This window comes from Bifidobacterium crudilactis (assembly GCF_000738005.1).
Taxonomy (GTDB): domain Bacteria; phylum Actinomycetota; class Actinomycetes; order Actinomycetales; family Bifidobacteriaceae; genus Bombiscardovia; species Bombiscardovia crudilactis.
In genome coordinates this window covers 1,067,656-1,085,111 of record NZ_JHAL01000002.1, presented here as the reverse complement: position 1 = coordinate 1,085,111, position 17,456 = coordinate 1,067,656, and the positions used below count along the sequence as shown (strand labels likewise).

General features: G+C 58.7%; 12 protein-coding genes. 9 read left to right on the top strand and 3 right to left on the bottom strand.

Features of this window, described 5'->3' with window-relative positions; translation table 11 throughout:
- Nucleotides 1-3: 3 nt before the first annotated feature.
- Nucleotides 4-2,637, bottom strand: a complete 2,634-nt coding sequence (locus DB51_RS06740; protein ID WP_034254115.1) for a DNA gyrase/topoisomerase IV subunit A — start codon at nt 2,635-2,637, stop codon at nt 4-6.
- A 160-nt stretch (nt 2,638-2,797) separates the two neighbouring features.
- Between DB51_RS06740 and DB51_RS06735 the strand changes: the two genes are divergently transcribed.
- Entirely contained in the window at nt 2,798-4,036 is a 1,239-nt protein-coding gene (locus DB51_RS06735) for an alkaline phosphatase family protein (protein WP_193786472.1), read from the top strand.
- A gap of 37 nt (nt 4,037-4,073) precedes the next feature.
- Here DB51_RS06735 and sepH read toward each other — a convergent pair whose 3' ends face one another.
- Complete coding sequence (sepH, locus tag DB51_RS06730; protein WP_034252747.1) at nt 4,074-5,297, bottom strand: septation protein SepH; 1,224 nt, start codon at nt 5,295-5,297, stop codon at nt 4,074-4,076.
- 156 nt (nt 5,298-5,453) lie between these two features.
- Between sepH and DB51_RS06725 the strand changes: the two genes are divergently transcribed.
- The 3 genes from DB51_RS06725 to DB51_RS06715 all read left to right on the top strand — a co-directional run bounded on the left by DB51_RS06725 (nt 5,454) and on the right by DB51_RS06715 (nt 8,791).
- Nucleotides 5,454-5,747 carry a DUF4193 domain-containing protein gene (locus tag DB51_RS06725; protein ID WP_034252744.1) on the top strand — a complete coding sequence of 98 codons (294 nt, stop codon included), beginning with the start codon at nt 5,454-5,456 and terminating at the stop codon, nt 5,745-5,747.
- Nucleotides 5,747-6,223, top strand: coding sequence for a dUTP diphosphatase (gene dut, locus DB51_RS06720; RefSeq protein WP_034252741.1), 477 nt, complete (start codon nt 5,747-5,749; stop codon nt 6,221-6,223). Before DB51_RS06725 ends, dut begins: the two co-directional genes overlap by 1 nt.
- A 189-nt stretch (nt 6,224-6,412) precedes the next feature.
- On the top strand, nt 6,413-8,791 hold the full coding sequence (locus tag DB51_RS06715; RefSeq protein ID WP_084674612.1) for a RelA/SpoT family protein: 2,379 nt from the start codon (nt 6,413-6,415) through the stop codon (nt 8,789-8,791).
- A gap of 278 nt (nt 8,792-9,069) precedes the next feature.
- On the opposite strand, the gene DB51_RS06710 is transcribed toward DB51_RS06715, so the two are convergent.
- Entirely contained in the window at nt 9,070-10,533 is a 1,464-nt protein-coding gene (locus DB51_RS06710) for a DUF349 domain-containing protein (protein ID WP_034252739.1), read from the bottom strand.
- Nucleotides 10,534-10,616: 83 nt separating this feature from the next.
- On the opposite strand from DB51_RS06710, the gene hisS reads away from it, so the two are divergent.
- The 5 genes from hisS to DB51_RS06685 all read left to right on the top strand — a co-directional run bounded on the left by hisS (nt 10,617) and on the right by DB51_RS06685 (nt 17,391).
- Nucleotides 10,617-12,056, top strand: coding sequence for a histidine--tRNA ligase (gene hisS / locus DB51_RS06705; protein ID WP_051867353.1), 1,440 nt, complete (start codon nt 10,617-10,619; stop codon nt 12,054-12,056).
- A 58-nt stretch (nt 12,057-12,114) separates the two neighbouring features.
- Nucleotides 12,115-13,911 (top strand): aspartate--tRNA ligase, encoded by a 1,797-nt coding sequence (gene aspS, locus DB51_RS06700; RefSeq protein WP_034254108.1) that lies wholly within the window; start codon nt 12,115-12,117, stop codon nt 13,909-13,911.
- 457 nt (nt 13,912-14,368) lie between these two features.
- Nucleotides 14,369-15,553, top strand: coding sequence for a pyridoxal phosphate-dependent aminotransferase (locus DB51_RS06695; RefSeq protein WP_051867352.1), 1,185 nt, complete (start codon nt 14,369-14,371; stop codon nt 15,551-15,553).
- A gap of 173 nt (nt 15,554-15,726) precedes the next feature.
- A complete protein-coding gene (locus DB51_RS06690; RefSeq protein ID WP_051867351.1) occupies nt 15,727-16,224 on the top strand; it encodes an Lrp/AsnC family transcriptional regulator in 498 nt (165 codons plus the stop codon).
- A 153-nt stretch (nt 16,225-16,377) separates the two neighbouring features.
- Nucleotides 16,378-17,391, top strand: coding sequence for a PPK2 family polyphosphate kinase (locus DB51_RS06685; protein ID WP_034252736.1), 1,014 nt, complete (start codon nt 16,378-16,380; stop codon nt 17,389-17,391).
- Nucleotides 17,392-17,456 lie beyond the last annotated feature (65 nt).

The following is a 17,456-nucleotide window of genomic DNA, read 5'->3' as shown; positions in this document are numbered from 1 at the left end:
TATCTAGGCGACGAAGGCAATAGGTGCCGCGAGGTCCTGACCTGAGGCGTCGCGACGCATGTCGACCTGAGGCAATTCGACCGGGGCGCCCGAGGCGGTGGAAACATGCAGCGGCCACGCACCCACCCATGCCAGCAGCAGCACATCCTGACCTTTGAGGAATCGCTGTGAACGCACCCCGCCGGTCCCTCTGCCTTTGATGGGGTACATTTCGAGCGGTGTGAGTTTCGCCGCGCCGTTCTCGGTGCCGGGCAAGGCTTCGGAATCTCCGGCGACGGTGAGTACCACGGCTCCCGACTGGGAGCTCAAACCGTTCTCACCCTCCTCATAGGTCCAGGCGATCTTTCCTGCCGGAATCACATTGAAACAGACCACGGAGCAGCCCTCCGCCAGTCTTATGCCCGCCATTCCGGCCGCGTTGCGGCCCTGTGGGCGGACCTGTGAGGCTTCGAAGGTCAGCAGACTTGAATCCGAGGATATGAGTACCAGACGGTCATCATCGGCTGCGGGTGCGGCGAAGACGACGGCATCGCCATCCTTCAATTCGATGATCGGCCATGAATCCATGGTGCTGGGCGATTCACGGTTCCATCGCTTCACGATTCCCGTGGAGGTGCCGATGGCCAAAGCCGTGGAATCCTCCAACGACACCGCAGTGATGGCGCGCTCGCCGGCAGTGGCTTCCGTGCTTTCCGTCAAGGCCAGCAACTCATCGGCGCGCACCCCTCCGGACACGCTCAATGCGGCTGTCGAGGGGAGTGCCGGAAGATCTGCGGTGTGAGCCATCACCAGGCGCCCTGCTGAGGTGACGAGGCCGTAACTGGAGCGTGTTGTGGTGGGGAATATCGCGACGATCTGGTCGTCCGGTGTCCGGCGTTCGGAGGAAGAGCGGCTGTTCCATGCATCGACCGCGCTCGGCGATGTGCGCGCGATGAGGCCTGAGGCGCTCATCATGATGGTGCAGGGTTCATCCTCAATCTGCAAGCCCGCAGAGGCCGCCGACGACCCTGCTGCTCCTGCGCCGGACAACGCCGAAAGTGTGCCGTTGACACTCGCCGAAAGCTTTGTGGAGGAGCTGTCCGAAGCTGGGCCTTGAGCGCCGGTGACGGGGGAGAACGCTCCTGAGGGGTCTTCATCCAATAGAACGGTGCGTCTTGGCGTGTTCCACTGGGTGACGGCCTCGTCCATTTCGCTGACGACCACATGATCGAGTTCCGCGGCGGAGGACAGAATGCGTTCCAATTCCGCGATGCGTTTGACCAGGTCGTCACGTTCCGATTCGAGTTCGATACGGCTCATGCGGGTCAGACGACGCAGACGCAGATCGAGGATGTACTGCGCCTGAATCTCGTCGAGGTCGAATACCGCTATCAGGCGTTGCTTCGCTGCATCGGCGTCATCGGAGGTCCTGATGACCTCGATGACCTCGTCGATATCGATAAGGGCAAGCAACAGACCTTCGACCAGATGCAGACGTTCCAAGGCCTTGCGCTTGCGGAATTGACTGCGGCGTTTGACCACCGAACGGCGGTGGGCGATCCACACGTCAAGCAGTTCACGCAATCCCATCGTGCGAGGTCGACCATTGACCAGGGCGACGTTGTTGATGGTGAAGGACTCTTCGAGCGGCGTGTGCTTGAAGAGGTGCAGCAGCACGGCGTTCGGGTCGAAACCCGTTTTGATTTCGATGACGAGCCTGGTGCCGTTGTGACGGTCGGTAAGGTCTATGGCGCCCGAAATGCCTTCGAGCTTACGGTTCTTCACGCCTTCGGATATGCGTTCGAGCACGCGTTCAGGCCCAACCATGTACGGCAGTTCCGTGACCACGATGGCTTTTTTCCTCGCCGTGACATTTTCGATATGCGTCGCCGATCGTGTGACGAAGGCTCCGCGTCCCGTCTCATAGGCTTTGCGGATGCCGTCTCGGCCGATGATGATGCCGCCGCCAGGCAGGTCGGGGCCCGGCACGAAACGCATCAGATCCTCGAGATCGGCTTTCGGATGCGTCATCACGTATTTCGCGGCTTCTACGACCTCACCGAGATTATGGGTGATCATATTCGTGGCCATGCCGACGGCGATGCCCGATGCGCCGTTGACGAGCAGATTGGGAATCGCGGCGGGCAGAACCTGAGGTTCCTGCAGCTTGTTGTCGTAATTCGGCGCGAAATCGACGGTCTCTTCGGCGATGTTGGCATTCATGCCGAGCGAACCAGGAGCCAGCCGTGCTTCGGTGTATCTGGAGGCTGCAGGACCGTCGTCAAGAGAGCCGAAATTGCCGTGGCCATCGACGAGAGGCAGACGCATCGCAAAAGGTTGAGCCAGACGCACCATGGCCTCGTAAATGGCTGAATCGCCATGCGGATGCAGCTTTCCCATGACCTCGCCGACCACGCGGGCCGATTTCATGTAGGCGCGGTCCGGGGTGAGATTCATCTGACCCATCTGATAGATGATGCGACGCTGCACGGGTTTGAGACCATCTCTGGCATCGGGAAGCGCCCGGGCGTAAATCACCGAATAGGCGTATTCGAGGAAGGACTTGCTCATCTCATCGTTGAGCGGCGTCTCGACGATATGCTCCTTGACGGTCCTGGGATCGAATGCCGGTGTTTTGCTGTTGTGACGCGATGCCATGCGGTTGTGTTCTCCTGTGTTGCTGTAATCCGGCATCCATTATCCAACACCCACGGATGTTTGACCGTTATTGACCTCATATCCGCTCTGTTTCGCCACCAGCCGCCTCATGATCTCCCCAACGGAGCGCTTGCAAAGTGCTGGTGGTTGAATGGAAGGTATGAGTGTTGAGATTCCCGATGAGCGAGAGCTGCTGCAACGAACCGAAATCGCGCCGTACGGCGACGCCAAGGCCGAAGCCGGTCCCGACGGCTTCCGCAGGGGTGGTGCCTATCATCTCTCGTCGGTGCTTCCCGCATTGAGCTCGGCACTGGGGGCTCCGGTCTCGACCGCCGTGCATGAGAATCCGAAGGTCCTGCAGGAATTGCTTGGCATTCCCGATGCCTCGTCGGCGATTGTCGTGCTGGTCGACGGCATGGGATTCTGGAATCTCAATATCCGTCTTGGCCACGTGCCATACATGCGCTCGCTGATGGATGACTCGGTGAATCAGCGTCCTATCAGCACATGCTTCCCCAGTACGACGGTCGCGGCGATGGGTACCTTCGGCACAGGAACATGCCCAGGTTTGACCGGCATGACAGGGTATACGCAGATAAACGCGGAAACGGGAAGGCTGAGTCAGCTCATCCAGTTCAAGAATGCTCTGGAACCGCATGATTTGCAGCGGCAGCCGACGCTGTTCGAATCGCTTGAAGCCAAGGGCGTGCGCACGACATCCTGTGGAATGTCGAAATTCGCCAACTCTCCGCTGACTCAGGCGGCTCTGCGCGGCGCGCGCTATGTTTCCGGGGCGAATGCTCAATCGCGCGTCCTGGCGGCGTGCAAGGCGGCCAAGACGCCGGGGCTGACGTATCTGTATATTCGTGACGCAGACAAAATCGGACATAACTACGGCTGGGATTCAGATGAGTGGATAGGTGCCTTCGAGAGCATCGACTCCCAGCTTGCCCTGCTGCGACGATGTGCTCCTAAAGGGACCGTCATCGTTATCGTGGCCGATCACGGGATGATCAGCGCCAGGCCAGAGAATCGATGCGATGTCGGTGAACTGGATGATTTGCAGGAGGGGTTGGCACTGTTCGGGGGAGAGCCCCGGACTCCGATGCTCTATGCCCAATCCGAAGCCGACGTTCCCGGCATCGTAGAACGATGGCAGCGGCGTTTCTCCGACCGGGCGAGGCTATGGACGAAAGAACAGGCGGTCGAGCAAGGGCTGTTCGGTGAGGTTGATAACCGTGTGGCGGCCATGCTGGGAGATGTTATCGTCAGTGCCTCCGATACCACCACGATTGTCGACAGCCGTTCCCAGAGCGACAAGGCCACCCGTCTGCCAAGCGTTCACGGTTCCCAAAGCTTTATGGAAATGGACATTCCCTGCCTTATCGACATGGCCTGACCGGCCTTTATCGAGGGGAAGCGGGGAGAGCGGAGTTCTAGTCGCCGAATAGGATTTCGTCCCAGCTGGGCACTGCGGAACGGCCCGACTTGCGATTCGCAGTGGGGTGTTCTTTGCCTTTGTGCGCGTCGTCGCTGCCGGATGCAGGCTCCTGGCTGGAGACCTCCTCGGAGTTTCGAGGCGTCGGGCTCGTGGTATCAACAGTGCCGGGCCGTTGCTTGGCGGCTGCGGGTTGACGCTTGGACCTGCCATACAGCCATCCGGTCAGTTCACCCGTACCATTTCCTGCTGCAGTCCCCGTTGAGGTGTCATCGGCGGTTTTCGAGGGTTCCGTGCCTTCGGTAGCGGATGGACGACTGTGAGTTGCTGATGTCTGGTTGGACGCCGATGGCGGCTGTGCTGATTCAGAGCGTGCCGTCTCGCTTCGTGCTGATTCCGGCCGCGTTGCCGAGGATTGTGCCGATGTTGACTGTTCGGCAGGCGCTTGCGGCGGCGCATACTGGTGCTTTGCTGCGATGCTCGAGGAGGATGTGTGGAGCTCTTCGCGCACCACGGGTGGAATTTCGCTTTCCGTCGCCTCGGCGTTGGAGAGTTCGTCATCCATCCAGTCGTAAGGCAGCGGACCACGACCGTTGAGCGCCTGCCTCATCGAGGTCGGCAGAATGTCCTGACGGGTTTCGCCTTCTCCAAGCAGTCGCTTTGCGGTGGAGTTCAGACTGCTGACGCTGTTGTCGTGCATATCCCAGGACCAGTCCGCTTTGATCATGCGTCCGGCTGCTTCGAATTTGGCGTGAATATGCCAGGGCTCATGATCTCGGCGTGTCGCCGTCCAGATGATGGCTGAGGGATTGATGCGCGCGTTTCTCAACGACGATTCAATCAGTTCGCCGTTGTTGCGCGCCTTGGTTTTCTTCGGGGCGGCGACGCTGAGAAACTGTTCTATCGCGTACTTCTTTTCGGTTTCGACCGGGGAGGAAAAGCGTCTGACAATCGCCTCGTTTACCGAGAATTGTTTGGCGACGCGAGCGGTGTCCATGCCCGCCCTGATATACGACTGAATTGAAGATATAGGTAGCGCTGAAGAAGCCTGAGGCTGGACGATTCCCTGGGCCTCTGCCTTGATTTGTTTGGCCTCCATCAGGCCACGTTCGAGAGTGTCGTCAATGCGCACAGCGAAATGGCGATGATCGAACACGAATACCAAATCGCCCCTGTCGGTGACGTGGTCGAAACGGGCCACCCGTATGGGTTCTTCAGGCATATGCTTACCAACTTCCTCCGCATGTTGTTCTCTACCATTGTGCCCCATACACGGCGAATTTCGGGTATTTCGAATCGCGTATCAAACGTGATTGGGAAAGTCGTGTATCCTATGGCGCAGTGATTACCACTATATGGCACTGATGAAAGGAAGACGATGGCTCAGGATTATGATTCCCCGCGTAACAAAGACGAGGATGAGGAATCGCTGCAAGCTCTCGGCAAGGGCACACCGAGCACATCCAGCGACATAGATGATGACGAGAATGCGATTGCCGAAGATTACGAGCTTCCCGGTGCCGGCCTCAGCAATGAGGATTCTTCGGTCACGGTGATTCCGATGCAGGGTGATGAGTTCATCTGCTCGGTCTGCTTCCTGGTGAAGCACCGCAGCCAGCTGGCGTACATGACCGAGGACGGCCAGCCTGTCTGCAAGGAGTGCGCCGCCTGATGGCCTACGACGAGGACTACGACGAAGCGGAGAACGTTGAGGTACTGGTCAAGGCTCTGCATGGCGAGCAGAGTGCACAGCTGTGGTACGTACATGAGGGTGATGCCGGCGCCGACCTGCGCGCCGCCGAGGATGTAACCCTGCGTCCTTTTGAACGGGCGCTTGTCCCTACTGGAGTGGCGATTGCCCTGCCTTCGGGATTTGTGGGTCTGGTTCATCCGCGTTCCGGTCTTGCAGCGCGTCAGGGAGTGACCGTGCTGAACGCCCCTGGAACCATAGATGCCGGATATCGCGGCGAAATCAAGGTTCCGTTGATCAATCTCGATTCAGAGCATACGGTCTCGTTCAAGGCCGGCGACAGAATCGCACAATTGGTGATTCAGCGTTATGTGCAGGCGCGTTTCGTGGCGGCCGAGCAGCTTCCCGGCTCTGATCGCGCCGAGCATGGTTTCGGTTCGACCGGAGTGTCCTCCTGAGCCTTACGCGTACAGAGCCTGCGAGTGTGTAGGATGGTTCCACCGCATCAGCAGGTGCCTGCTCGGACGAATCAGTGTGAAGGCGAAAACGCAGGAGTGCCCGGGCGAGGATTCCGGGGTTGGGATTTCACGGTGTTGATGATGTGGCGATGATTCGGCAAACGGAACGTTGACACGACAGGAGGAGAGATGGTCGGTAGCGACGAGGGCAAGTTGCCTGAGAGCAAGAATGCTGCGGATACCGCGCAAGGGCTCTCCTCGCGTGCGCTTGGCTGTGAAATCAGCACCGATCCCACCAATCCGCTGGAACCCATACGGCAAATGTGCGAGCTCCACCATCCGGACGAGGATATGTCCATCCTTCAACGGGCATATCAGCGAGCGGTGGTCCAGCATCGTGAGCAGCGTAGAAAATCCGGTGAACCGTACATCATCCATCCTCTGGCGGTCTCGCAGATTCTCGCCGACCTGGGTATGGGGCCGACGGTGGTGGCGGCGGGTCTGCTTCACGATACGGTCGAAGACACCGATTACACGCTTGAGGAGTGTCGTGACGAATTCGGCGAGACCGTCGCGGGACTGGTGGACGGCGTCACCAAGCTCAGCAAAATGGAATACGGGGATTCGGCACAGGCCGAGACCATTCGCAAGATGGTAGTTGCCATGAGCCGCGATGTGCGGGTGCTGGTGGTCAAGCTCGCGGATCGTGTCCACAACGCCCGTACGTGGCGATATGTGAAATCCACCAGTGCTCAGCGCAAAGCGCGTGAAACCCTCGACGTGTACGCACCTCTGGCTAACCGGTTAGGCATGAACGCCATCAAAACGGAGCTTGAAGAGTTGAGCTTCAAGGTGCTCTACCCGAAGATATACAACGAGATCGTGGTGTTGGTGGCCAGAAGAGCCGGACAGCGCGATGTGTACCTCAAGCAGATTCTGGCCGAGATCAACGATGATCTGGGCAGTCAGGGCATCGAGGCCTTCGTCACCGGCCGCCCGAAGGATTATTTCAGCATCTATCAGAAGATGATCGTGCGAGGGCATGATTTCGCCAATATCTACGATCTGGTCGGTGTGCGCATCGTCGTGGATTCGATTCAGGACTGCTATGCGGCGCTAGGCGCGGTACATGCACGTTGGAATCCTGTACCCGGGCGTTTCAAGGACTACATTGCGATGCCCAAACTGAACATGTACCAGTCCCTGCACACCACTGTGGTGGGACCGGGCGGCAAGCCCGTGGAGATTCAGATACGTACCTGGGATATGCACAGACGTGCCGAATTCGGCATAGCCGCCCATTGGGAGTACAAGGAGAACGGCAAGGCCGGCAGGGTGCTGTCCGCTCCTGACAGCAAGGACCGCAAGCGCGAACAGAACGAGGTATCCGAGCTTTCGGAGGCGGATAACCTCAAATGGATTCAACAGCTCGCCGACTGGACAAGCGAAACCCCGGATTCCAGTGAATTCCTCGGCTCACTCAAAGAGGATCTCGGTTCCTCCGAAGTGTATGTATTCACGCCGAAGGGCAAAATCGTATCTCTGCCTGCAGCGGCCACTCCTGTGGATTTCGCCTATGCGGTGCATACCGAAGTGGGTCATCGCACGATGGGTGCCCGGGTGAACGGCCGATTGGTGCCATTGGACACCACTCTGGAGAACGGCGACACCGTCGAGATTCTTACCAGCAAATCCGATAACGACGGACCCTCTCACGATTGGCTGAGTTTCGTCAAAAGCCCCAAGGCCCGCAACAAGATTCGGCAGTGGTTCAGCAAGGAACGCCGCTCGGAAGCCATTGACGAGGGCAAGGACGAGCTGACCCGTGCCATGCGGAAGAAGAACCTGCCCGTGGCGAGTCTGCTGACTCCTGAAGCTCTGGTGGGCATTGCGCAGGAACTCAATTTCCCGAATGCCGAGAGCGTGTACGCCGCCGTCGGCGAGGGGCAGGTCTCCACTCAGAACGTGATTTCACGTCTGGTCAAGGACGCCGGGCCTGCAGAAGTCGATGATGAGGTGGAGCAGGAATCCCTGCCGCTTCGCCAGTTGGAGCAGACTTCAGGGCAGGGTGGCTCTCAGGGTGTTTCGGTCAAAGGTGTAGGAGACATCTGGGTCAAGCTTGCCAGATGCTGCACACCGGTGCCCGGTGACCCCATCGTGGGCTTCATCACCAGGAATCAGGGTGTGTCGGTGCATAGGGCAGACTGTCAGAATCTCCTTGATCTCAAGGAACGTCAACCTGAGCGTATCGTCGAAGTGTCGTGGACGAGTACCAAAGGCACCTTTATGGTGAAGATTCAGGTGGAAGCCCTGGACCGACCGCATCTGCTCTCGGATGTGACACGAGTACTGGCCGATCACGGGGTGAACATCCTCTCCGGCAGTCAGGCGACCGGCCGTGACCGCGTGGCCACCAGCCAATTCGTCTTTGAAATGGCGGACCCTCAGCATTTGAACTCCTTGCTAACCGGTGTACGCAGAATTGACGGGGTCTTCGACGTCTACCGTCTCACGGGAGCCAAGGATTCCGCCGAGCCGCGCCTGCGCCATATGCATTCCCACGGATAGTCCTCAGCACAGGGCAGAACGCGAAGGAACAGGCCGGATGCATGTGTCTGTTCCCGTATGTGTAGGGATTTGTAGCTAGAGTTGCCTCAGCCGCAGATGAACAAGCCTGAATTCCGCCACTGTCGGATTCAGGATATAACGGTCTGCATAGATAATCCCTACACAAACAGCTAGTTGAGCGCTGTATATGCAAAACTGTGCGTGTAGGCAAATGTGGCGGCTGAATAGGCCGCTTGACGTGCCTACACGCACAGTGCAGAGGTGCGTGGATTCGTGTGTTACTTGATGACCTTCAGCCACTGCTCCTTGGCGGCTTTCTCCGCTTCCAGCGCCTTGAGCTTCTTCGGGTCGCTCTCCGCCTCGATCTGCGCGGTCAAGTCCGCGAGCTGACTGGTCAGCTGCACCTCGAAGCTCGACTTGCGTGCGTCTGCCTCGGGATCGGACTGCTTCCACGCGGCATCCTCGACGGACTTGATCTGCTTGTCGACCTTGTCGAGACGGCTTTCGATACGGTGGACATCATCGCGCGGCACATAGCCGATCAGATCCCATTCCTCCTGAATCTTCGCCAAAGACTGACGTGCCTGCTTCGCGGATTCCTCGTCCTTGACCGGCAGCAGCGCCTCGGCCTTCACCAGCAGCGCCTCCTTCTTGACGAGGTTGTCCTTCTCGTTGCTGGACATTTCGTCGCGATCGGCCTGTCGTGCGTTGAAGAAGGTATCGGCTGCGGCGCGGAAACGAGTCCAGAGCGCATCGTCCTCGTTTCGTCCTGCACGGCCAGCGGCCTTCCATCGATCCATCAGGGCATTGAACTCGTGCGAGGTCGTTCCCCAGTCGGTCGAACCCTGGATGGACTCGGCTTCCTTGATGATTGCTTCCTTGAGCTGTTTGGCTTTGGACTGCTCGGCATCCCTGTTCTGGGCCCACTTCCTTCTCGCCTGGTTGAACTCGGTGCGGGCGGATGAGAAGCGCTTCCATAGCGCGTCGGCCTCGCCTTTTTCGATTCTTACGGAGCTGCGCTGATGCTGCTGCCACTGGTCGAAGAGTGAACGGAACTTGTCTGCCGTAGAGCGCCAGTTGGTGCCCTCCGAAAGCGAAGCGGCAAGATTCTCGGCCTTCTCGACAATCACGGTGCGTTCCGCGATGGCCTTTGCCATGGCCTCTTTGCGTGCGGCCGCGAGTGCCTGCTTCTTCTCTGCGGCCTGGTGCTGCAAAGATTCGAGTGCGGATTGCAATGCGGCGATATCGCCGACCACCGGGGGCTCCTTGACGTCTTCCTTCAGACTCTTCAGCGACTCGTCGATTTCATGGGCTTTGATTTCGCTGCTTTTCAGACGTGTCTCGAAAAGATCGAACTTCGCTTTCAGGTCGAGGTAACGGTGGGCATACAGATCGAGCGCCTCGGTGCCCTGCGCGTTCGGGAACTGCCCGACGATGCGCTCGTTGCCGTTTTCGTTGACGAATACATTGCCCTGATCGTCGACTCTGCCGAAGGTTTTTGCCGCGTCCACATCATCCTGCGAATATGTGCTCTGCTGGACAGGAGCCGCGACCTGAGGGGTCTTCCTGGCAAGTGCCGCAGGCGAAGGGACGTGGGCCTTCTGCGTGGATGCACCGGGTTTGGGCGTCGATGACGGGGCCGCCGGAGCAGTCTGGGCGCTGTCGCCCGCGTTATCAGGCGAAACGGTCTGCCCTTGAGCGGATACGGTGTTCTCGGGTGTTGTGGCAGTCTCGTCGGCCATGGCCAGCTCCTTAGCTTGTGTGATAGAGGGGTTGGGGCCACACCGTGAGGTATTTTCCGCAACCTCACCTATTATATGGAACCGTGGCTAAAGGTGCATCATTATCAGGATTTCCAGAATGGCTCCCCTCCGAACGAGTGGTGGAGCAACACGTCATCGATACCGTTCGCAAGGTTTTTGAACTCAACGGATACCTTGGAATCGAGACGCGAGCAGTGGAGCAGGGCTCTAGCCTGCTCAAAAAGGGTGAGACCAGCAAGGAGATTTATCTGCTCAGCAGACTCCAGGAAGTCGGCTCGGAAAACGACACGCCGGTGGAGGATCGTATCGGTCTGCATTTCGATTTGACGGTTCCTCTGAGTCGTTATGTCGTCGAGCATTCGGGTGCGTTGACCTTCCCCTTCAAGCGTTGGCAGATTCAGAAGGTGTGGAGAGGGGAACGTCCTCAGGAGGGTCGTTTCCGTGAATTCGTGCAGGCCGACATCGACGTGGTCGGCAATGGGGAACTGCCCGAGCACTACGAAGTGGAACTGCCGCTGGTGATGGTTTCGGTGATGGAGGAGCTCCGCGCCTTCGGTATGCCCAAGGCGACTGTTCATGCCAATAACCGCAAGCTCTCCGAAGGCTTCTACCGTGGGCTTGGCCTGGATGACATCGAGGGTGTGCTGCGCGAGGTGGACAAACTCGACAAAATCGGCCCCGAAGAAGTGACGAAGCTTTTGGTGCAGGAATGCGGTGCCAATGAGTCCCAAGCCGAGGCATGCCTTGCCCTGGCCGGTCTGACGGCGTCCGACGGCAACGGTCTGAGGGCCGGTTTCGCAGCGCTGTGCGAGCGTTTCGGCATAGAAAAGGACGGCGAGGCCTTCGCGCTCGCACAAGAGGGTCTGTCGACATTGGCGATGATCGTCGACGAGGCGGCGAAGATCAGGCCTGGCGCGGTGATCGCCGATCTGAAGATCGCACGCGGCCTCGATTACTACACTGGCTCGGTATACGAGACCTTCATCGACGGGGCCCCTTCGCTCGGTTCCGTGTGCTCGGGCGGTCGTTATGACAACCTTGCGACGCAGGGCAATCGTCGGTATCCGGGGGTCGGGCTGTCCATCGGATTGTCTCGTCTGGTGTCGTATATGTTGCACACTGCCGGGGCGACGGCTTCCAGAGTCTCTCCGGCGGCCGTTCTGGTGGCAGTGTGGGACGAGTCCTCCCGTTCGGTGAGCAACGGCATCGCGGCGCAGCTGCGCAAACGTGGCATTCCGGCCGACGTGGCTCCGACCGCGGCGAAGCTCGGCAAGCAGATTCGGTATGCGGATCATCTGGGCATCCCCTATGTGTGGTTCCCCTCGGACAACACCGACGACGGCGAAAGCGCGGAGGGTGCGGCCTCGTCGCAACACGCCGGTGGCGACGAGGTGAAGAACATCATCACGGGGGAGCAGCAGGCGGCGGATTGCCTGTCGTGGTTGCCGGATACCGTGTATGCCCAGCAAAGCGTGCAGATTGAGGACAAGGCGCAAGCCTGACATCATGCATGAAGGAAGCTATCAGGAACAGCAAACCTTGCGAGTGAATAGAGGGATAATGAGCCACTCGGCTTATAGAACGCATTACGCCACAGAGGTCAGTGAGGCCGAAATCGGCAACACCGTCACGGTTTCGGGTTGGGTGGATCGCCGACGCGACCATGGCGGAGTCGCCTTCATCGATTTGCGCGATATGACCGGTCTGGTCCAGGTCGTCATCTACGACGAAGAGGTCGCGCGTCCTCTGCGCAGCGAATACGTGGTGCAGGTGGTCGGTGAGGTCCGTGCGCGTCCTGACGGCAATGAGAACACCCATCTGGCAACCGGCAAAATCGAGATCGTGGCCCAGAAGGTCACCATTCTTTCCAAGTCCGATGCATTGCCGTTCCAGGTGTCCACCGCTCTCGAGAACGAGTCCGAGAACAAGCTGCCCGGCGAGGACGTCCGTCTGCGTTACCGCTATCTTGATTTGCGTCGTCCCTCGATGCAGCGTTCGATTCGTCTGCGTGCCAAGATGTCCAAAGCGGCGCGTGCGGCTCTCGACGATATGGACTTCTGCGAGATAGAGACGCCGACGCTGATCAAGTCCACGCCGGAAGGTGCCCGAGACTTCCTGGTTCCAGCACGTCTGGTTCCCGGGTCCTGGTACGCCCTGCCGCAGTCCCCTCAGCTGCTCAAGCAGCTGCTCATGGTGGGCGGTATCGAGAAGTACTACCAGATCGCCCGTTGCTACCGTGACGAGGACTTCCGTGCTGACCGCCAACCTGAATTCACTCAGCTCGACATCGAAATGAGCTATGCGTCGCAGGATGACGTGATGGCCATGGCGGAGAAGGTCATCGCTTCGGTCTGGCAGTCGGCGGGCTATGAGGTGCAGTTGCCGTTGCCGCGCATCACCTGGCATGAGGCGATGGACAAGTACGGTTCCGACAAGCCGGACCTGCGTTTCGGCAACGAGATCGCGGAACTGACCGACTATTTCAAGGACACGCCGTTCCGGGTGTTCCAGGCCCCCTATGTTGGCGCCGTCGTATACAGCGGAGGGGCTTCTCTGCCACGCCGCCAGTTCGATGCATGGCAGGAGTGGGCCAAGCAGCGCGGTGCCAAGGGGCTGGCCTACGTGCAGTTCACCGAAGACGGCGAACTCAAGGGTCCTGTCGCCAAGAACCTTTCCGATGCGGAGCGTGAGGGGCTCAAGGCAGCCACGCATGCGAAGGACGGGGACGCTGTGTTCTTCGCCGCTGGAGCTCGCGAGTCCTCGCAGTTGCTGCTGGGCGCGGTGCGCGTGGAGATCGCCAGCAGGCAGGGCCTGCTGAAGTCGGACGAGTTCGCTCTGACCTGGGTGGTTGACTTCCCGCTGTTCAAGCCGACCGATGACCCCGATGACGACGATGTGGCCGTCGGGCATTCCAAGTGGACGTCAATGCATCATCCTTTCACCATGCCAAGTGCTGACTGGATCGACCGTTTCGATCAGGACCCCGAGCATGCCATGAGCGATTCCTACGACATCGTGTGCAACGGTGAGGAGATGGGCGGCGGTTCGGTTCGTATCCACCGTGACGACATCCAGGATCGTGTGCTCAAGGTTCTGGGCATCGCGCCCGATGAGGCCAAGGAGAAGTTCGGCTTCCTGCTCGAAGCCTTCAAATACGGTGCACCGCCTCACGCCGGCATCGCCTTCGGATGGGACAGAACCGCTCAGATACTCGCGGGCGTGGATTCCATCAGGGATGTCATCGCCTTCCCGAAGTCGGGTGGCGGTCAGGATGCGCTTACCGGCGCCCCGGCGCCGATCTCCGAAGATCAGCGCAAAGAGACGGGGGTCGATTACGATCCCGAGGAAGACGAGTAGTCTTTCGCTGCGGGTCCGGTGGAACAAGTCGGACTGAGATGGTCGCTGAGGGTGTCGGTGCGAGGTGCGCATCGACACCCTTTCGATATTGTTGCTCCCAATGACGGGGATTCCCCGTTTGTGTAGGGATTTACGCAGGTACATGAGGTATGTAGGGAACGACGACCCCGGAACTCCGCCACTCGCAGAGCGTGGGACGTCGTGGTCTCCCAGGAATCCCTACACAAACGCAGTCTATGGGCGTATTCACCGGATTCGTAGGGCGGTTATGGCGGTTTCGACCAGTCCGAAGCTGTTCATAGTGAACGATTCCCGGTGTGTCAGATGGGAGAGTTCTGAATACGTCAACCGGAAATAATCATAAGATGCAATGAATATCAGCATAATTTACGAAGTTGTTCAATGCTTGCGGTAAATTCTTCATGTCACTGCATTTGACTGATTATGTGGAGGATAGATGGCCATTCAGCTCGCATCAATGAGATTGTCGCGCACCGCGATGATGACACCCCGCTCGGGTATACGCAACGTGTTCGATGAGGCAGGCAAAATCGACGACGTGATTTCCCTTGCCATCGGAGAACCGAGTCACACGGCCGCCGCAGGGGTTGCCAAAGCAGGCGAATATGCCATAGAAGCGGGGGACACCCATTACACGGATGTGCTCGGCAGCGACGAGTTCCGAGAGCGCGCCGCCGATTACGAACGGACGGCCAGGGATCTGGTCTACGACCCGGAGACGGAGATTTGTGCGGTTCCGGGTGCGACCTATGGTCTGTTCCTGAGTATGAGGGTTCTGCTCGATCCGGGTGACGAGGTCATCGTCTGCACCCCGGCTTTCCCTGCTTACGACGCGCAGATACTGCTGTGCGGTGCGACACCCGTACACGTGCAGCTCAAGCCCGAGCATCAGATGCATTACGCGGCCGAAGACATTCAAGAGGCCATCACGCCCCGTACAAGGGCCATCATCCTCAATTCGCCCGGAAACCCCTCCGGCGCCGTGACTTCGTATGAGGAACTTGCCGAGGTCGCGCAGCTGTGCATCGAGAACAACCTATGGGCGGTCTCCGACGAGGTCTACCACCCCTTCGTCTATGAGGAGTCTATGCGCAGCGCTCCCAGCATCGCATCGGTTCCCGGTATGCACGACCGTACCGTCGTCGTGGAAAGCATGTCGAAGTCCTTCGGCATGACCGGATGGCGCATAGGCTATCTGCTGGCTCCGGAGGATTTCATCGAGAGAGCTTCGGAAATCGCCGAATCCTTGCACTCCTCCGTCAACACGCCGGCCTTGAGAGCCGCTACGCAGGCACTGTCGCATCCCCATCAGGATATCGTGTCCCGGAGGGCGGATGCCATGACGAAAAGAGCTTTGGTCCTCGAAGGTCTGAAGGATTCCTCGAAGCTGTCCACGGTCAAGCCGGAAGGCGCGCTCTACGTTCTCGTCGACGTCAGTGCGACCGGACTGAGCGACGAGGAATTCAGCGAAGGGCTGTTGCGTGAAACCCATGTGGCCGTAGTGCCCGGAGCGGCGTTCGGCGATATGACGAGACGTTTCGTCAGAGTGTCCTATGCGGGTGAGGGCGAGGAGATCGAGGAGGGAATTCGTCGTATGAAGAGCTTCGCGCAATCCCTGTGACGGTAGGGAGACGCGGTCGGGGCGGGTGTGCTCTTCATATGCCAAGAGCCGTTGTGTTGCATGACGATTGACCGATAAGGCGGGCATGGGCTACGGGTGGTCCGTGTCCGGGATGTTTCGTCAACGATGTCACCATTCATCGAGTCACGACGCTGGTTGGGTAGCATGGGTGTATGGACGATAGCAGGAATGCGGCGGCGAAGCAGCGTGAACTGGATGCCGCCGATCATCAGATACTCAACGCGTTGGTCGCCGACGGGCAAAGTACGCTCTCGCAGCTCTCGCAATCCATTGGGCTGTCCGTTTCGGCAGTGCAATCCCGTATTCAGAAAATGGAACGCTTGGGTGTGGTCAAGCAGTATCGTGCGATTGTGGACTACGAGAAGGTCGGACTCGGCATTGCGGCCTATATCGCCGTCACGCCACTCGATTATTCCGAAGAGGACTCGATTCCCACGAAGCTGCGAGGTATAGACGGCATCGTGTCATGCTATTCCGTGGCGGGTGCACCGAGTTTCATGCTCTTCGTCAGGGTCTCCTCGCCAAGGGCGCTCGAAAACCTCCTGACGCTGATTCATCAGACGGTCCCCGTCGCCACGCAGACCACAATCGTGCTCCAGCCGTATTTCGAGGGCGAGGAACCGGAGATCGGCAATGCCGCCCGAGTCTGAAACCGGTGCCATAAGCTGCGGATTCTGCAGCGGCTACAGATAAGGCGATGAGTGCATCCACGTATCTGCCCGAGCACGGCGGATGCCCGGTACTGAAGAGTCGGACGTATCGTTGGGGAATGTCGGGAGTCGATGGTTGGGAGAGTGCATCATATGACGAAACATCGGGAGAATCGTTCTGCGGACCGGGAACATACGGATCACCTGCTTCAGGAGATCGATGAGCAGGAGCATGCGAGAGCAACCGGAAATCTGCATCATCAGGCACAGGTGCAACTGCATTCGATGGTGAAGAGGTCCAAGGAACTGAGCTCCATCTGGAAAAGCGACCCGGAAGAGTTGCTGCGTTTTCGCCGGGGGATGCGTCTGACCGAAATCGACACGTCGTCCACCCTCGGATTTCCGGGCAACAAGGCCGATGGTCGAAGGTTCATCGATCTGAGCTCGGAAGACCTCATGAGCCTTCAGCACTTGCTCTACGCCAACGGTGCCGTGGGATCGAAACGAAGACTGCTGCTGATTTTGCAGGGTATGGATGCCTCGGGCAAAGGCGGAATCGTCAAGCATGTGTTCAGCCAGGTCAACCCTATGGGCATTCACTATCATGGGTTCGGCGCGCCGACCGCTTTGGAATTGCAGCATGATTTTCTATGGAGGGTGAGACGCGAACTGCCCAAGGCCGGATGGATGGCGGTCTTTGATCGTTCTCAGTATGAGGATATCGTGATGCCGCGTATATTCGGCACCTACCCTGAATCCGTCTGGCGCGGTCGCTATCAGACTGTCCGTGATTTCGAACAGCATCTGGTCGATGACGGTTGCGCGGTGATCAAGGTGTTTCTGGCCACGAGCAAGGAGGCGCAACGCAAGCGTTTCCTCAAGAGGCTGGACGACCCGACCAAGCATTGGAAATTCGCGGAAAGCGACTTGGATGCTCGTGATCGTTGGCCTGAATACATGGATGCGTGGCAGGAGGTGTTCGAGGAGACCTCGACGCCGGACGCTCCATGGTATGTGGTACCTGCCGATAGGCGCTGGTATTCGCGGGCCGTGGTTTCCGAATTGTTGCGCTCGCGGTTGCAGGGCATGCAGCTGCAGTGGCCGAAAGCCAGCTTCAACCTCAACGAGGCCAGACGTAGGCTCAAGGCCGAGAGTTCAGAGGCTTGAGCTGGATAACTGCACTAAAAGGACAGCAATTCGGTAAGAATTTCTCGGAAATGCTGTCCTTTTAG